Annotated in this window: 14 protein-coding genes; 11 read left to right on the top strand and 3 right to left on the bottom strand. The window is 65.8% G+C overall.

Annotated elements, in window-relative coordinates; genetic code table 11:
* The first annotated feature begins 73 nt into the window (after positions 1–73).
* The 5 genes from CK224_RS14085 (at position 74) to CK224_RS14105 (ending at position 4,772) form a co-directional block, all read left to right on the top strand.
* Complete coding sequence (locus tag CK224_RS14085) at positions 74–1,378, top strand: ABC transporter substrate-binding protein (RefSeq protein ID WP_095782181.1); 1,305 nt, start codon at positions 74–76, stop codon at positions 1,376–1,378.
* Between the two features lie 107 nt (positions 1,379–1,485).
* Positions 1,486–2,367 (top strand): branched-chain amino acid ABC transporter permease, encoded by an 882-nt coding sequence (locus CK224_RS14090; RefSeq protein WP_095782182.1) that lies wholly within the window; start codon positions 1,486–1,488, stop codon positions 2,365–2,367.
* Positions 2,364–3,326: a branched-chain amino acid ABC transporter permease gene (locus tag CK224_RS14095; protein WP_095782183.1), complete on the top strand. Its 963-nt coding sequence runs from the start codon at positions 2,364–2,366 to the stop codon at positions 3,324–3,326. Before CK224_RS14090 ends, CK224_RS14095 begins: the two co-directional genes overlap by 4 nt.
* Positions 3,323–4,051, top strand: a complete 729-nt coding sequence (locus CK224_RS14100) for an ABC transporter ATP-binding protein (protein ID WP_095782378.1) — start codon at positions 3,323–3,325, stop codon at positions 4,049–4,051. The genes CK224_RS14095 and CK224_RS14100 overlap by 4 nt, the downstream gene beginning before the upstream one ends.
* Positions 4,044–4,772, top strand: a complete 729-nt coding sequence (locus CK224_RS14105; protein ID WP_095782184.1) for an ABC transporter ATP-binding protein — start codon at positions 4,044–4,046, stop codon at positions 4,770–4,772. The genes CK224_RS14100 and CK224_RS14105 overlap by 8 nt, the downstream gene beginning before the upstream one ends.
* A gap of 90 nt (positions 4,773–4,862) precedes the next feature.
* On the opposite strand, the gene CK224_RS14110 is transcribed toward CK224_RS14105, so the two are convergent.
* Together CK224_RS14110 and pncA are read right to left on the bottom strand one after the other, a co-directional pair.
* Entirely contained in the window at positions 4,863–6,263 is a 1,401-nt protein-coding gene (locus CK224_RS14110) for a sodium:proton antiporter (protein WP_095782185.1), read from the bottom strand.
* A gap of 58 nt (positions 6,264–6,321) precedes the next feature.
* On the bottom strand, positions 6,322–6,936 hold the full coding sequence (gene pncA, locus CK224_RS14115) for a bifunctional nicotinamidase/pyrazinamidase (RefSeq protein WP_095776932.1): 615 nt from the start codon (positions 6,934–6,936) through the stop codon (positions 6,322–6,324).
* A 224-nt stretch (positions 6,937–7,160) separates the two neighbouring features.
* On the opposite strand from pncA, the gene CK224_RS14120 reads away from it, so the two are divergent.
* Genes CK224_RS14120 through CK224_RS14145 form a run of 6 tightly spaced genes read left to right on the top strand, consistent with a single transcriptional unit; the run spans position 7,161 to position 14,222 of the window.
* On the top strand, positions 7,161–8,018 hold the full coding sequence (locus CK224_RS14120; RefSeq protein WP_095782186.1) for a xanthine dehydrogenase family protein subunit M: 858 nt from the start codon (positions 7,161–7,163) through the stop codon (positions 8,016–8,018).
* The gene (locus CK224_RS14125; RefSeq protein ID WP_095782187.1) at positions 8,015–10,768 is read left to right on the top strand and encodes a molybdopterin-dependent oxidoreductase; all 2,754 of its coding nucleotides are present in this window, start codon (positions 8,015–8,017) and stop codon (positions 10,766–10,768) included. The genes CK224_RS14120 and CK224_RS14125 overlap by 4 nt, the downstream gene beginning before the upstream one ends.
* Positions 10,765–12,306 (top strand): 6-hydroxynicotinate reductase, encoded by a 1,542-nt coding sequence (locus CK224_RS14130; protein ID WP_095782188.1) that lies wholly within the window; start codon positions 10,765–10,767, stop codon positions 12,304–12,306. Before CK224_RS14125 ends, CK224_RS14130 begins: the two co-directional genes overlap by 4 nt.
* Complete coding sequence (locus CK224_RS14135) at positions 12,306–13,187, top strand: hypothetical protein (protein ID WP_095782189.1); 882 nt, start codon at positions 12,306–12,308, stop codon at positions 13,185–13,187. The genes CK224_RS14130 and CK224_RS14135 overlap by 1 nt, the downstream gene beginning before the upstream one ends.
* Positions 13,180–13,764: an amino acid synthesis family protein gene (locus tag CK224_RS14140; protein ID WP_095782190.1), complete on the top strand. Its 585-nt coding sequence runs from the start codon at positions 13,180–13,182 to the stop codon at positions 13,762–13,764. Before CK224_RS14135 ends, CK224_RS14140 begins: the two co-directional genes overlap by 8 nt.
* Positions 13,761–14,222, top strand: a complete 462-nt coding sequence (locus CK224_RS14145; RefSeq protein WP_095782191.1) for a MarR family transcriptional regulator — start codon at positions 13,761–13,763, stop codon at positions 14,220–14,222. Before CK224_RS14140 ends, CK224_RS14145 begins: the two co-directional genes overlap by 4 nt.
* Here the strand turns inward: CK224_RS14145 and CK224_RS14150 are convergent, their stop codons facing one another.
* Positions 14,223–15,929, bottom strand: a complete 1,707-nt coding sequence (locus CK224_RS14150) for a hydantoinase B/oxoprolinase family protein (protein ID WP_095782192.1) — start codon at positions 15,927–15,929, stop codon at positions 14,223–14,225.
* Position 15,930 lies beyond the last annotated feature (1 nt).

Below are 15,930 nucleotides of genomic sequence, written 5' to 3' on the forward strand. Positions count from 1 at the left end.
TTTCGCGTCCTCCGAGCGCGGAGGATCGAGCCGCCTTATCGCTGGTCAAAAAACTGAAAACAGGGGAACGGACATGGCTGACAAGAACGGATTTTTCGACCTCTCCAAAAGCACGCTTTCCCGCCGCACAGCGCTGAAAGGCATCGTCGCCGGCGCCGGCCTGGCGCTCGCGCCCGGCTTCGTTCGCTACAGCCAGGCGCAGAGTTCGGCGCCGATCAAGATCGGCTTCCAGTCGCACCGCACCGGCATCGGCGCCGCCTACGGCCGCTGGTACGAGAAGACGAGCGCTGCCGCCGTCAAGGCGATCAACGATGCCGGCGGTATCAGCGGCCGCAAGGTCGAGCTGGTGATCGAAGATGATGGCACCGATCCTGCCCGCGGCGCCGAGGTGGTCGGCAAGTTCGCCACGCAGCATAAGACCGACATCGTCTTCGGCACGCTGTTCTCGCATGTGGTGATCGGCTCGGCGCCCGCCGCCGGCGAAAACAAGATCCCCTATTTCGTGGTCAGCGAAGGCCACCACGTCGCCTCGACGAAGCTCAACCGCTACGTCTTCCAGCCCGGCATCACCGACGTGAAGAGCCAGATCCAGTCGATGGCGCCGTGGATCGCGGCGAATGCCGGCAAGAAGGTGACGCAGATCTTCCCCGACTTCGCCTTCGGCTACGACCATCGCGACTACCTGCCGCCGGCGTTGAAGGCGCAAGGCGCCGACGTGATCGCGCAGATCGCCATCCCGCCGACGGAGTCGTCCTTCACCAAATATTTCCCGCAGATCCCGGCCGAGACCGAGGTGATCTACCACGTCATGGTCGGTCCGGCCGTGCTCACCTTCGTCAAGGAACTCGGCGAGTTCTACGGCTCGCAAAGGCCGCAGCTCTTCGGCTTCATCGACTCCCTCGAAGCCGTCGACATCAACAGCCCCGGCCTCGAATTCCTCGACGGCAGCCATTTCTGGGAAGGCTCGCCGCGCTACGCGCAGCCCGATGACTCCGCCGCGCAGAAGGCCTATCGCGCCGCCGTCGGCATCGACGACAATGGCGCCGCCGTCGGCGACCCCAAGGACGTCTCCACCGCCGCCCACATGTTCGGCTGCTGGGAGACGCTCTATGTCGTCAAGAAGGCGATGGAGGATGCCGGCTACAAGGGGCCGGAAGACCGCGCCAAGCTGGTCGAGGCAACCGAAGCGCTGAAGGAATTCGCCGAAGGGCCGGAGCATCCGCAGGGTCCGAAAACCTTTAACGGCAAGATCCACCAATGCTTCGGCATCCAGAACATCTCCAAGGTCGAAGGCGGCAAGCTGAAGGTCGTCCACAAGACCAAGATCGAGGACGGCCTCTACGAGCCGGAAGGGGATTACACGACGCAAGCGCTGTGAGCGTCGACGTTTCACCGAGCGTGAGCGCCAAGCCACCCCCCTCTGTCCTGCCGGACAGCCCGGCAGGGCAGTGGGGGGTGCCTCGCGCATCCGCCGGTATCTAGCCCATGCACTTCGGACCCCACCTCCTGCTCGCCGCCCTGGAAGGCCTCGTCACGTCCGCCGTGCTGGCGCTGACGGCGCTTGGCCTGTCGCTGGTGTTCGGCGTCATGCGCATCGTCAATGTCGCGCATGGCGAGTTCTTCATGTTGGGCGCCGTGCTTGCCTGGGCGATCTCGACGGCGATTTCCGGCCATCCCGCGGTCGGCTTCGTCGCCGCGCTGGTGATTGCGCCCTTGCTGGTCGGGCTGGTCGCGTTTCTTGCCGAATGGCTGGTGCTGCGCCGGCTGAACTACAATCCCGAAGGCACCATCGTCGCCACCATCGGCATGCTCTATATCATCCAGCAGCTGGCGCTGACCTTCTACGGGCCGGAAGCGCGCCCGGTCGAGCCGCCCTTGAACTACCGCATCCTGCTGCCGTGGTTCGGCTATTCAGGCTACAAGCTCTCGGTCATTGCCGCCTCCGCGGTTCTGCTGGTGATCACCTGGCTGGTGCTGACACGGACGAAAATCGGCCTGATCATGCGCGCCACCCAGTATGACCGCGAGACGGCGCAGGCCTTCGGCATCCCGGTCGAGCGTGTCTATGCCGGCGTGTTCGCCATCGGCGCCATGCTGGCGGCAATCGCGGCGGTGCTGATCGTGCCGATCAGCCAGGCGCATTACCTGATGGGGCAGGACCCCCTGCTGCTGTCCTTCATCGTCGTCATCATCGGCGGGCTCGGCTCGCTGCGCGGCACGGTGGTCGCTGCCATCCTGATCGGCCTCTCCGACGGCATTGTCTCGGTGTTCTTCTCGCCGACCTTGGCCAAGATCATCGCCACGCTGGTGGTCGCCATGGTGCTGGTGTTCCGGCCGCAAGGCCTGTTCGGGACGGCGGCGCGATGAAGGATGCTTCGCCGGCGAAGATCTACGCGCTGCATATCGGCGTCATCGCGCTCCTGTTCGCGCTGAATTTCGTCCTGCCCGATTATCATCAGGGCCTGTTCGCGCGCATCATGGCGCTTGCGGTCTTCGCCATGGGTTACAATCTGCTCTTCGGCTATGTCGGCCTGCTCAGCCTCGGTCACGCCATGTTCTTCTCGGCCGGCCTCTATGGTGCCGGGCTGGCTGTCTATCAATTGGGCTGGGGCGTGCCGGAAGCCTTCGTTGCCGGGGTTGCCTGCGGCGCCCTGCTTGCCTTGGTCATCGGCCTGCTCGCGCTGCGCACATCGGGTGTGGCCTTCATGATCGTCACCATGATGTTCGCGCAGGTCTTCTATCTGCTCATCCTTTATTTCGCCGCCTGGACCGGCGGCGATCAGGGCCTGGTCATCCAGCAGCCGTCGAGAATAATCGCGATCGGCGGCGCATCGCTCGACCTGACCAATCCGACTGTGCGCTACATGAGCGCTCTGGCGCTGTTCTCGGTCGTGCTGCTCATCACGCTTGTCCTCGTTCGCTCCCGCTTCGGCCGCGTGCTGGTCGCCATTCGCGAGAATGAGGAGCGCACGAAGATGCTGGGCTACGACACCGTCGCCAACAAGCTCGTCGCCGTCGTTGCCTCGGGCGCCATCTGCGCCGCGTCCGGTGCGGCTTACGCGCTGCTGTTCGGCTATATTGGATCGAGCTTCGCGTCGGTGCAGTATTCGATCCTGCCACTGCTCTGGGTGCTGCTCGGCGGCGCCGCGACCATTCTCGGGCCGCTCATCGGCACGCTGTTCATGTATTATGTCACCGACATCACCAGCGGCTTCACCTCCGCCTATCTTTTGATCGTCGGCGTGGCGCTGATCCTGCTGGTGCTCTTCTTTCCGAAGGGCGTTCTGGGCAGCGTCCGCCAGCGCTGGCTCGGATGGTTGCCGTGATGCCGCTGCTCACCACCAAGGGTCTTTCGCGCCGTTTCGGGGGCTTGCGCGCCGTCGACGGCGTCGATTTCGCGCTGATGCCGGGCGAAATCCGCGCCATCATCGGCCCCAACGGCGCCGGCAAGACAACTTTCGTCAGCCTGCTCAGCGGCCGCATCCGGCCGTCCTCCGGCATGATCGTCTTCGACGGCGCCGACATCACGACCATGCCGGCTTACAAAAGGGTTCGCCTCGGCGTTGCCTACACTTTCCAGATCACCAGCGTCTTCGCCAACCTCACGGCCTACGACAATGTCGCGCTGCCGGTGCAGCGCACGCTGACCGACGGCCGCTCGAAGGGGCAGGTGAGGAGCGGCGTCATGGCGGCGCTGGAACGCACCGGCCTCGCCGACCGCGCCGGCACGCCGGCCGGCCAGCTTTCCTACGGCCACCAGCGCCTGCTGGAGGTGGCAATGGGCCTGGCGCTGAGGCCGCGCCTGCTGATCCTCGACGAGCCGACGCAAGGGCTGGCCGACAGCGAGATCGACAATTTCGTCCTACTGGTGCGCGAGATCGCCAAGCATGCCACCGTGCTCCTCATCGAGCACAACATGCCGGTGGTCATGCAGCTTGCCGACCGCATCACCGTCTTCAATTCGGGAAAGATTCTCGCTGAGGGCACGCCCGAGCAGATCCGCGCCAATGCCGAGGTGCAGGATGCTTATCTCGGAGCGACCCATGGCTGATCTCCCCGGCACCGAGAGCGGGCTGCTCGCTATTTCCGGCCTCGACTGTTTTTACGGCGAGGTGCAGGTGCTCTACGGGCTCGACCTTGTCCTCAACAAGGGCGAAGTGCTTTGCCTGTTCGGCCGCAACGGCGCCGGCAAGACGACGACGCTGAAGGCGATCATGGGGCTGGTTCCGGCCGCTGCCGGTTCGATCAGACTGGCCGGCAAGGAGCTGACCGGGCTTGCCGCGCATGACGTGCCGAAGACGGGCGTCGCTTATGTGCCGCAGGGCCGGCGATTATTCGCCGACATGACGGTGGCGGAAAACGTCGAGATCGGCCTGATGGCCCGCGGCAAGGGCAAGGCGACGCGGGAACGCGTCCTCGACCTTTTCCCGCTGCTGCGAGAGCGCTTGAAGCAACGCTCCGGCACGCTTTCCGGAGGCGAGCAGCAAATGCTTGCCATGGCGCGTGCGCTCTGCCTCGAGCCGCAGGTGCTTCTTCTCGACGAGCCCACCGAAGGGCTGATGCCGTCGATGATCGCCAAGATCCGCGAGACGGTGGCGAAGCTGCGCGATCTGGGCGTCTCGACGATCCTGGTCGAGCAGCGCGTCGACGCCGTGCTGTCGGTCGCCGACCGCATCTCATTCATCGAGAACGGCCGCAACCGCGAGACGGTCGATGTCGAGGAACTGCGCGCCGACCCCTCCGCGGTTCGGCGCTATGTAGGCGTGGGCTGAAGGTCACTGCGAAGCAGCGGGAGCTGGCGCCGACCCCCACCCGGACCTGGCCCGACCTCCCCACAAGGGGAGGTAAAGCTCTGCACCGCTTCACCTAAAAAACAAAAACCCCGCGATCAAAAACGTCGGGATCAGCACCAGGCCGGACCACGCCATGTAGCCGAAGAAGCCCGGCACCTTGAAGCCGCGATGTCTGGCGATAGCAAAGACCATGAAGTTCGGCGCATTGCCGATATAAGTGTTGGCACCCATGAACACGGCGCCGGCCGAGATCGCGGCGAGCGTGGAGGCCGCCTCCGTCATCAGGTGCCTAGCGTCGCCGCCGGCAAGCTCGAAGAACACCAGATAGGTCGGCGCGTTGTCGAGGAAGGACGACAGCGCTCCGGTCAGCCAGAAATAGGCGAGATCGTCGGGCTGGCCGTCCGCCGAGGTGACCAGCGAAACCAGCGGCGCCAGCGCGCCATCGTGCCCGGCTCTCAGGATGGCGATAACCGGCACGATGCAGATGAAGATGCCGGCAAACAGTTTCGCCACCTCGGCGATGGGCCCCCAACTGAAGCCGTTCGCTTCCCTGTGGTTTTTGTACGAGACTTTGAGCGACAGAAAGGCCAGCGCCAGGATGATCGCGTCGCGGACCAGGTTCTGCAGTTCCAGGCCGATGCCGAGGATCGGGATGCTGATGCCCGGCTTCCAGCTGGCGGAAAGCAGGATCGCACCGATCACGCCGGCCAGCAGCGGCAGGTTGGCGAGGCCGCGCAGGCGCACCTTCGTGTCCGGTGTCGGGTCCTTGATCTTCGGCAAGCCGCCCTCGCGGCGATGCAGCACGATGTCGAGCGCCAGGAAGATGATCAGCACCAGCCCGCCGGTGAACAGCGTCTCGCGCCAGAGGTTCGCGGTCGTCCAGAAGAAGTCGACCCCGCGCAGGAAGCCGACGAAGAGCGGCGGGTCGCCGAGCGGGGTCAGCGAGCCGCCGATGTTCGAAACCAGGAAGATGAAGAAGATCACCACATGCGCGTTGAACGGGCGGTTGTCGTTGGCGCGCAGCATCGGCCGGATCAGGATCATCGAGGCGCCCGTCGTGCCGATGACCGAGGCGAGGATCGCGCCGATCAGCAGCAGGCCGGAATTGACCAGCGGCGTGCCGTGGATGTTGCCGGCGACCAGGATGCCGCCGGAAATGGTGAACAGCGCGAACAAAAGGATGATGAAGGACAGATATTCGGTGAGCAGCGTGTGCAGCACCGCCTCGCTTGCCGACGGCATGCCGAAAGCGATCGCCAGCGGAACCACGGCAAGTGCCGCCCACGCGGCGGCGATCTTGCCGTAATGATGCTCCCAGACATGATGGAACAGGAGCGGCCCGGTCGCGATCGACAGCAACAGGCCGGCAAAGGGCAGCGCCCACCAGAGCGACATCGCCGCCCCGGGCAGCTCATGCGCCTCGGCTGCGAAAACCGGTTGTGGGAAGGCGAGAAGGAGTGCGGCCGTCATGGTTGCCGCCAACACCTTCGCCAATGTCGCAAAGCCCCCTCGATGCCTCACGGCGCGGTCAGTCCGAAAGGTGATCTTCGAGCACCACCCCGGCCTCGCGCATCCGTTTCAGCATCGTGCCGACCGAGCCGTTGAGATCGATGCCGCGGCAGGCATCCAGCCGCACCGTCGTCTTGAAACCTTGCTTGGCGGCATCGAGTGCCGAGAAGGCGACGCAGAAATCGGTGGCCAGGCCGACCAAGGTGATGGTGTCGATGCCGCGCTCCTTGAGATAGCCGGCAAGGCCGGTTGGGGTCGTGTGGTCGTTCTCGAAGAAAGCCGAATACGAGTCGATCGCGGTGCGGAAACCCTTGCGGATGACCAGTTCCGCTTTGGTCCAGGCGAGCCCGGAATGGAAATCGGACCCAAGGCTGCCCTGGATGCAGTGATCCGGCCAAAGCGTCTGCGGCCCGTAGGGCATCTCGATCGCTTCGAAGGGCTGCTTACCTGGATGGCTGGAAGCGAAGCTCGAATGGCCGGCCGGATGCCAGTCCTGCGTCAGGATCACGTGATCGGTCCGCCGGATCAGGTCGTTGACCAGCGGCACGATCTCGTCGCCGCCGGCCACGGCCAACGCGCCGCCGGGGCAAAAGTCGTTCTGCAGGTCGATGACGATGAGCGCTTCGTCGGCCATGCGGCCTCCCTTCTTTCTCGGCTTGGGCCCCAGTTGACGCGACCGGACACGGAACCTTGACCAGATGGCCGGCTGCGTCAACCTCCACCGGTATAACAAAGCCGTGGCCGACCACTTCGCTTTGACAATCGCGGCGAAGTTGATATCATTTGCATACGAATGAATTTGCCCGGCTGGACGGCGGCAGATTCCCTCGGAAAGGCCCCTTTCTGGGAAGGCAAAGCGTGATCCGTTACGCGAAACCCACCACGGTCGACGAGGCGCTCGCTCTGCTTGGCGAGGACCGCTGGCGCATTCTGGCCGGCGGCACCGATTTCTATCCGGCGCAGGGCGCGAAACCTTTCCGCGACAACATTCTCGACATCAATGGTCTCGCCGGACTGCGCGACATCGCCGAGACGGACGACTATTGGCGGATCGGCGCCCGCACCACCTGGACCGACGTCGTGCGCCACAAGCTGCCCAGGGCGTTCGATGCGCTGAAGGCGGCCGCGTGCGAAGTCGGCTCGGTCCAGATCCAGAACGTCGCGTCGGTCGCCGGTAATCTCTGCAACGCTTCGCCCGCCGCCGACGGCGTGCCGGCGCTGCAGGTGGTCGATGCCGAAGTCGAATTGCGGTCGGCGAAAGCCACGCGCTACCTGCCGCTTGGCGGGTTCATTCTCGGCAATCGCCGCACGGCGCTGCAGCCGGACGAGATGGTTACCGCCATTCGTGTGCCGAAACGTTCGGCTGTCGGCTCGTCCGCCTTCGTCAAGCTTGGCGCGCGGCGTTATCTCGTGATCTCGATCGCCATGGCGGCGGCGCGTCTCGTGATCGAAGATGGCGTGGTCGCCGATGCTGCTATCGCTGTCGGCGCCTGCTCCGCCGTCGCCCGTCGTCTTGCCGGCGTCGAGGCGGCCCTGCGCGGCCAGCCGGTTACCGCCGCGCTCGCCGATGCGGTGCTGTCCGCGCCGATCGACGAACTGTCGCCAATCGCCGATGTGCGCGGCAGCGCCGAATACCGGGAGCATGCGGCGCGCGAGATCGTTGTCCGCGCGGTGTGCGCTGCGACCAGCCTTGGCGAAGGCAAGGTGGCCGCATGACAATGGAGCGCACCGATATTGCCTTCGAGGTCAACGACGCGGCTGTCAGCGTGTCGGTGCCGCCGGTGCGGCGGCTCTCGCAGGTTCTCCGCGACGAGTTGCGGCTGACCGGCACCAAGGTCGGCTGCGACGCCGGCGATTGCGGCGCCTGCACCGTGCTGGTCGACGGCAATCCCGTCTGCGCCTGCCTTGTGCCGGCGGCCTCGGTCTCGGGCGCGTCCGTCATCACGGTCGAGGGCCTCGCCAACGGCAGGTTGTCGGCCTTGCAGGCCTCCTTCCTCGAACACGGCGCCGCGCAATGCGGCATCTGCACGCCGGGGCTGCTGGTGGCGGCTACCGCGCTGCTGGAGCGCAACCCAACGCCGAGTGAGGCCGAGACGCAGGATGCGCTGGGCGGCGTGCTCTGCCGCTGCACGGGGTACCGGAAAATCGTCGCGGCGGTGATGCATGCCTCGCAGCATATGGACGGTTTCGACCGTCGCCTGCCGGAGGTCGGCCGCGCCGTCGGCGCCTCGCCGATCCGGCTCGACGGCGTGCCGAAAGTTACCGGCGACGAAAAATTCGGCGGCGATTCTTTTCCGCACGATGCGCTGTCGGTGCTGGTCGTCCGCTCGCCCTATTATCACGCCGGTTTCAGCTTCGGGGATCTCGACGCCTGGGCCAAGGCACATCCCGGCATTGCCGGCGTCTTCACCGCCGCCGACATTCCGGGCAGGAACTGCTTCGGGGTCATCGGCCCCTTTGCTGATCAGCCGGCTCTCGCCGAAGGTTTCGCGCGCCTGCGCGGCGAGGCGGTGGCTCTGGTGGCGGGCGAGCGCGAAGCCATCCTCGACCTCGACCTGACGGATTTTCCGATCGCCTGGACGGAGCTGCCGCATGTGCTGCAGCCCCGCGAGGCGAAAGCCGACGGCGCGGCGCTGATCCACCGGCACCGCCCGGCGAACCTGCTCACCTCCGGCTATGTCGAGCGTGGCGATCCCGACGGCGCCCTTGCCGCCGCTGCTGTCATCGTCTCCGGCGCCTTCGGGACTTCCTTCGTCGAGCATGCCTATATCGAGCCGGAAGCGGGCTTCGCTTACATGGATGGCGACACGCTCGTTGTCGTTGCCTGCACGCAGGCGCCCTACATGGATCGCGACGACACGGCCAAGGTGCTCGGCCTCCCGGTCGAAAAGGTGCGCATCGTGCCGACCGCCACCGGCGGCGGCTTCGGCTCGAAGCTTGATGTCTCGCTTCAGCCTCTGATCGGCCTTGTGGCGATGAAGACCGGCAGGCCGGCGGCACTCGCCTACACACGCAACGAATCCATGATGTCGACCACCAAGCGCCATCCGGCCGAAATGGACGCGACCATCGGTGCCGATTCCGAGGGCCGCGTCACCGGAATGATCTTTGAGGGCGATTTCAACACCGGCGCCTATGCAAGCTGGGGCCCGACGGTTGCCAACCGCGTGCCGGTGCATGCCTCCGGCCCCTATCAGACGCCGAACTATCGGGCGACGGGGAGGGCCATCCATACCAACGGCCCGATCGCCGGCGCCTTCCGCGGCTTCGGCGTGCCGCAAGCGACCATCATGCAGGAAACCCTCTACGACGAGCTCGCCGGCAAGCTTGGCATGGATCGGCTCGATTTCCGCCTGAAGAACTGCCTTCGGAACGGGTGCGAAACGGTCACAGGCCAGCGCCTGGAATCGGGCGTGGGCATCGGTGAATGCCTGGAGTTGCTTCAACCGCATTGGGCGCGCTCGCTTGGCGAGGCGGAAGCCTTCAACGCCGTCAACACGGCAAGCAAGCGCGGCGTCGGCGTCGCCTCCTGCTGGTATGGCTGCGGCAACACGTCGCTGCCCAATCCTTCGACGATCAAGGCCGGCGTCTCGGCCTCCGGAGATGTCGTGCTGCACCAGGGCGCCGTCGACATCGGCCAAGGCTCGAACACGGTCATCACCCAGATCTGTGCCGATGCGCTCGGCTTGCCGTTGGCGAAATTCCGGCTGAAGAGCGCCGACACCGCCATCACGCCGGACGCCGGCAAAACATCCGCCTCGCGCCAGACTTTTGTGACCGGCAAGGCGGCCGAAAAGGCAGGCCGAGCGCTGCGCGAAAAGATCCTGCGTTTCGCCAATGTTTCCGAGAAGGCGACGATCGCGCTCGACGGCGCAAGCATCTCAATCCGCGAGGGGGACGCGACGCGGCGCATCGATCTGTCAACACTGAAGGTCGATGCCGATGGCTTGGTGTTCGTCGCCGAAGAGACCTACGATCCGCCCACGCTGCCGCTCGACGCCAAGGGCCAGGGCAAGCCCTACGCCGTCTATGGCTATGGCGCTCAGATCGCCGAGCTCGAGGTCGATCTCAAGCTGGGCACGGTGAAGCTGCTCAAGATCACCGCCGCGCATGATGTCGGCAAGGCCATCAACCCGGTACTGGTCGAGGGGCAGATCGAGGGCGGTATCGCGCAAGGCATCGGCATGGCACTGATGGAGGAATATATCCCCGGCCGCACCGAGAACCTGCACGACTACCTCATCCCGACCATCGGCGACGTGCCGCCAGTCGAGCACATATTGGTGGAAGTTCCGGACCCGGAAGGACCTTTCGGCGCCAAGGGTTTGGGGGAGCATGTGCTGATCCCGACCGCGCCGGCGATCCTCAACGCCATCCGACATGCCACCGGCGTGCTGGTCACCAAAGTGCCGGCGACGCCGAGCCGCATCCTGGCGGCGATCCGCGAGAAGGAGGCGCGCCGATGAGCGAGCTTGCCGAACGTTTCGAAACCCACGATCCCGGTGAGAAGCAGGTGGCGGAGAAGATTCGATGCGATGCCTGTCCGGTGATGTGCTACATCGCCGACGGCCGCACCGGGGCCTGCGACCGCTACGGCAATGTCGGCGGGCGCATCGTGCGCATGGACCCTCTCACCGTCCTCGACCACGCGGCCGAGACCGGCGGCGCGGTCGTGCCATTCGTCGCCGAGGGCGAGGAGTGGGGTGGCGAGCTGGTCAACACCGGCCGCCGCTTCGTCACCGCTATCGGCGCCGGCACCACCTACCCGGATTACAAGCCCGCACCTTTCATCGTCAGCCAGGAGGTCGAGGGCGTCGATCTCGTCACCGTCGTCACCGAGGGCATCTTCTCTTATTGCGGCGTCAAGGTGAAGATCGATACCGACCGCCACATCGGCGACGAGACGGCGACCGTGCGCTCGGAAGGCGAGGCGATCGGCCACGTCACCACTGGCGAGTATGGCTCGCAGATGCTGTCGCTTGGCGGCGTGCATCACTTGACCGGCGGCTCCAAGGCTGAAGGCCGCGCGACTTGCGACGCGCTTCTCAACCTCTGCAACAGGAAGCCGGTCGAGCTCACCATCGACGGCGGTGCGACGGTCATTGTCGAGGCTGGCAAGGCGCCGGTCATCGACGGCAAGATCGAGCATCGCATGCGCGTCGGCTGCGGTTCGGCCACCATCGGCATGTTCGCCACGCAATGGCGCGGGCTCGTCGACGAGGTTGTGGTGGTTGACGACCATATCACCGGCGTCGTGTCGGAACATCAGGCCGGCAAGGTATTGGGCTGGGAGGATACCGGGATAAAGATCATCGGCCGCCGCTCGACGCCCGGCCGCTACTTCAAGGTTTCGGAGCCCGGTCTCGGCTGGGGCGGCACGACGATCTCCGATCCGCTGTCGATCCTGGGCGATTGGAACGCCAAGAAGGGTGCTCGCCCCGGCTTGTCGCTGCTGATGGTCTCGACCACGGGCGAACAGTTCGCTTACTACGAACTGGACGATCAGTTGAAACCGGTCGAAAAACCGTTCCCGGAGCGGCTGCAGAAATCCGTCGGCCTGATCGAGGACAATTGCGAGCCGGCCCTGTGCACTGTGCTCTTCATCGGCGGCGCCGGCGGCTCGCTGCGCGCCGGCGTCACCGAAAACCCGGTCAATCTCACCCGCTCGGTTCAGGGCCTGAAGACCTATGTCACGGTCGGCGGCGCGCCGGTCTATGTCTGGCCGGGCGGCGGCATCACCCTGATGGTCGATGTCACCCGCGTGCCGGAAGGCGCATTCGGCTATGTGCCGACGCCGGCGCTGGTCGCGCCGATCGAATTCACCATGCGCCGCGACGACTACGTCCGGCTCGGCGGTTACGAGGACGAGATCCGCAGCGTCGAGGATATTCTTGCCAAGGGCGGCGAGTACCTTAATCCGCGCAGCAATGCCGGCGCGCCGGCCGGCAATCCCTGGCCGCCGTTGGCGCAATTGCGCCGCACCCCGGCCAATGGGGCCGACTGATGAACGGTCCGCAGGCGCATTGGCTCGCCGACGGCAGGCGGCTTCATCTCAACCACGGGCCGATCGACCTCATCGTCGAGGCCTTTGGCGATGCAGCTGAACGCCGCGCCGGCTGCGTGCAGGCCGTCGCGCGCTTCCAGACGATCCTGACCGAACTGGTCGACGAGCTTCCCGAATTGCGCCGTCCGGCGTCTTTGACGCCGCGCGGCTTTGCAGGTCCGACCGCGCGGCGCATGGAGGCCGCGGTCGCACCGCTCGCGGACAGCTTCATCACGCCAATGGCCGCCGTTGCGGGTTCGGTAGCCGACGAAGTTCTGGCCGCGCTTCTCGCCGGACGCCGGCTCGAGCGCGCCTACGTCAACAATGGCGGCGACAGTGCCATTCATCTCGGTAAGGGCGAGACAATAACGCTGGCGATCGCCGGCACCGGGCACGGCATGGCCGACCGCATCACGATCCGCGCCGAAGACGGCGTGCGCGGCGTCGCCACCAGTGGCTGGCGCGGCCGCTCCTTTTCGCTGGGCATCGCCGACGCGGTCACCGTGCTGGCGCGGACCGGCGCCGAGGCGGATGCCGCGGCGACGCTGATTGCCAACGCGGTCGACCTGCCTGGGCACCCGGCGGTTCATCGCGTGCCCGCGCGGGACCTTTCACCCGACAGCGATCTCGCCGAACGGCTGGTGACGCAGGGCGTCGGCGGGCTAGCGCCCGGCGAGGTGGCCCGGGCGCTGGACAACGGCCTTGCCGTCGCCGAAGATTTTCGCAGGCGCGGCCTGATCGCCGCGTCGGCGCTGTTCCTTGCCGGCCAAACCCGCATCAGTGGCTCCGTGGCGCTCGCCGCGCCCAACAAGCATAGAGCGAAGGAAACTGCCCATGCCTGAATTCACGATCCGCAAGGTCGCGGTGCTGACCGAGGAGATCTTCCACGATGGCGGCGCCGTGGCGAAGGAGCCGCGCCTGCGCGCCGCGGCTCTCGCCGTGGTCAAGAACCCGTTTGCCGGTCGCTATGTCGAGGACCTGCAGGGCGCAATGGAAGACCTGAAGCCGCTCGGGCTCTTGCTTTCAGACAGGCTGATCGCAGCCCTTGGCGGCGATGTGAAAAAGATCGACGGTTACGGCAAGGGCGCCATCGTCGGCAGTGCCGGCGAACTGGAGCACGGCGCGCTCTGGCACGTGCCCGGCGGCTACGCCATGCGCGAGCGGCTCGGCGACGCCAAGGCGATCGTGCCATCGGCGAAGAAGGTCGGCGCCTTCGGCGCACGGCTCGATGTCCCGCTCGGCCACATCAACGCCGCCTATGTGCGCAGCCATTTCGACGCGATGGAAGTCGGCATCAGCGACGGCCCGCGTCCCGATGAGATCCTGTTCTGCCTCGCCATGACCTGCGGCCCGCGAGTCCACAACCGCATGGGCGGTCTTGCGGCCGCGGACATCAAGGCTTGGGACGGCTTGAGATGAGCGGCGAGGACAATCTGCTGCGGCTGGTCGAAGCCGAAGAGCTGGACAAGAACAACTACCATCTGCAGGACCAGGTCGGCTTCATCCTGCGCAAGGCGCATCAGCGCCATGTGGCGATCTTCGCCTCGCACATCGGCGATCTGACGCCGCCGCAATTCGCCGCTCTCGCCAAGCTCTACGACATCGGCGAGACCTCGCAGAACCAGCTCGGCACGCTGATCGCCATGGATGCCGCGACCGTAAAGGGTGTCATCGACCGGCTGAAGGCGCGCGGGCTGGTCGAGCTTTTCAAGCACGAGGTCGACAAGAGGCGGCTGCTGGTCAATCTGACGGCTGAAGGCCGCGACGCGATCGAGCGGCTGATTCCGCTTGCGCGCACCATCACCGAGGAAACGCTGGCGCCGCTCACGGCCAAGGAGGCCGCGACCTTCCTGCGGCTGCTGGCGAAGCTGGCCTGATCAAACCTCCGGATCGACCCCGAACATCTCTCGCGCCTGCTCAGGCGTATAATAGCCGAGCCGGACATCCTCGGCGATCTGCTTCGGATCACGCTCGCGCGGATCGCCATAGCCGCCGCCGCCGGGCGTGCCGACGCGCACGCGGTCGCCGGCCTTGAGCGCGATATCCTGCTCTTTCGACAGATGCGGCGGCACATGCGATTCGCCGCCCCGGAACACGGTCACTGTGTTCGGCGCGCCGTCCCTGCCGCCAAGCGCGCCCTGCGGCCCGAAACGGCCATGGTCCATGACGAAGGACGCGCGGGCTTCACCGCGCAGGATCTCGACCTCGTAGGCGAGCCCGAAGCCGCCGCGATGTTTGCCGGCGCCGCCGGAGCCTTCGCGCAGCGCGTAATGGCGGTAGAGTACCGGGAACGCCTGCTCCATGATTTCGACCGGCGGCGATTTCGAAATGCCGATGGTCGAGCATCCATTGCTCAAGCCGTCATGGCCCGCGTTGCCGCCATAGCCGCCGCCTGAAATCTGGTACATGACATAGTCGCGGCCGCGCGCCGGGTCGTTGCCGCCGAGCGCGAAATTGCCGCTGGAACCGGCGGGCGCCGCCGTGACCTTCTCCGGCAAGGCCTGCACCATGGCCGCGAACACGGCCTCGGCGATGCGCTGCGAAACTTCCGCCGCGCAGCCCGAGACCGGGCGCGGATATTTGGCGTCGAGGAAGGTACCTTCGGGCCGCTTGACATTGAGCGGCTCGAACGCGCCGGCGCTGATCGGCACTTCGGGGAAGATATGGCGCATGGCGAGATAGACCGACGACAGCGTCGTCGCCAGCACGCTGTTCATCGGGCCTGCGCAGGGCTTTGACGAGCCGGCGAAATCGAAGGTCAGGCTGTCGCCCTGCTTCTCGACGGCCAGATTGATGGTCAGCGGCTCGTTCACCACGCCGTCAGAATCGACAAAAGCCTGTGAGCGGTAGACGCCGTCCGGGATGACGGCGATCGAGGCGCGCATCTGGTCGGCGGCGCGGCGGCGCAGTTCGGCGACCGCGTCGACCACGGTTTCGTCGCCGTAACGATCGAGGATTTCATTGAGCCTGTCCTGGCCGATCAGCAGCGCCGCAGCCTGCGCGCGGATATCGCCGATGCGCTGGTCGGCGACGCGGATGTTGGAGCAGATGATGGCGTAGATCTCGGGATCGAGCAGGCCCTTCTTGAACAGCTTCACCGGCGGTAGCCGCAGACCTTCCTGTTCGACGGCGGTGGCCGAGGCCGAGAAGCCGCCAGGCACCGAGCCGCCGATATCCGGCCAATGGCCGGTGTTGGACAGCCAGCAGAAGATTTTGCCGTCGCGGTAGACCGGCATGACGAAGCGCACGTCCATCAGATGCGTGCCGCCGAGATAGGGGTCGTTGACGATGTAGATGTCGCCGGGCTCGGGGGTCAGGCAGCGCCCGTCGGCGATCATCTCGATCACCGTCTTGGTCGAATACTGCATGACGCCGACGAATACCGGCAGGCCCTGGCTGCCTTGCGCGATGAGCGAGCCGTCGACGGCGGAATAGATGCCGTCGGAGCGGTCATTGGCCTCGGCGATGACCGGCGAGAAGGCGGCGCGGGAAAACGTCAAATCCATCTCGTCGCAAACTTGCTGCAGGGCGGCCTGCAGCACCGAAAGCGTGATCGTGTCGAGCTTTGCCCCTTCGACTGCCATT

Source organism: Mesorhizobium sp. WSM3862, assembly GCF_002294985.1.
Classification (GTDB): domain Bacteria; phylum Pseudomonadota; class Alphaproteobacteria; order Rhizobiales; family Rhizobiaceae; genus Mesorhizobium.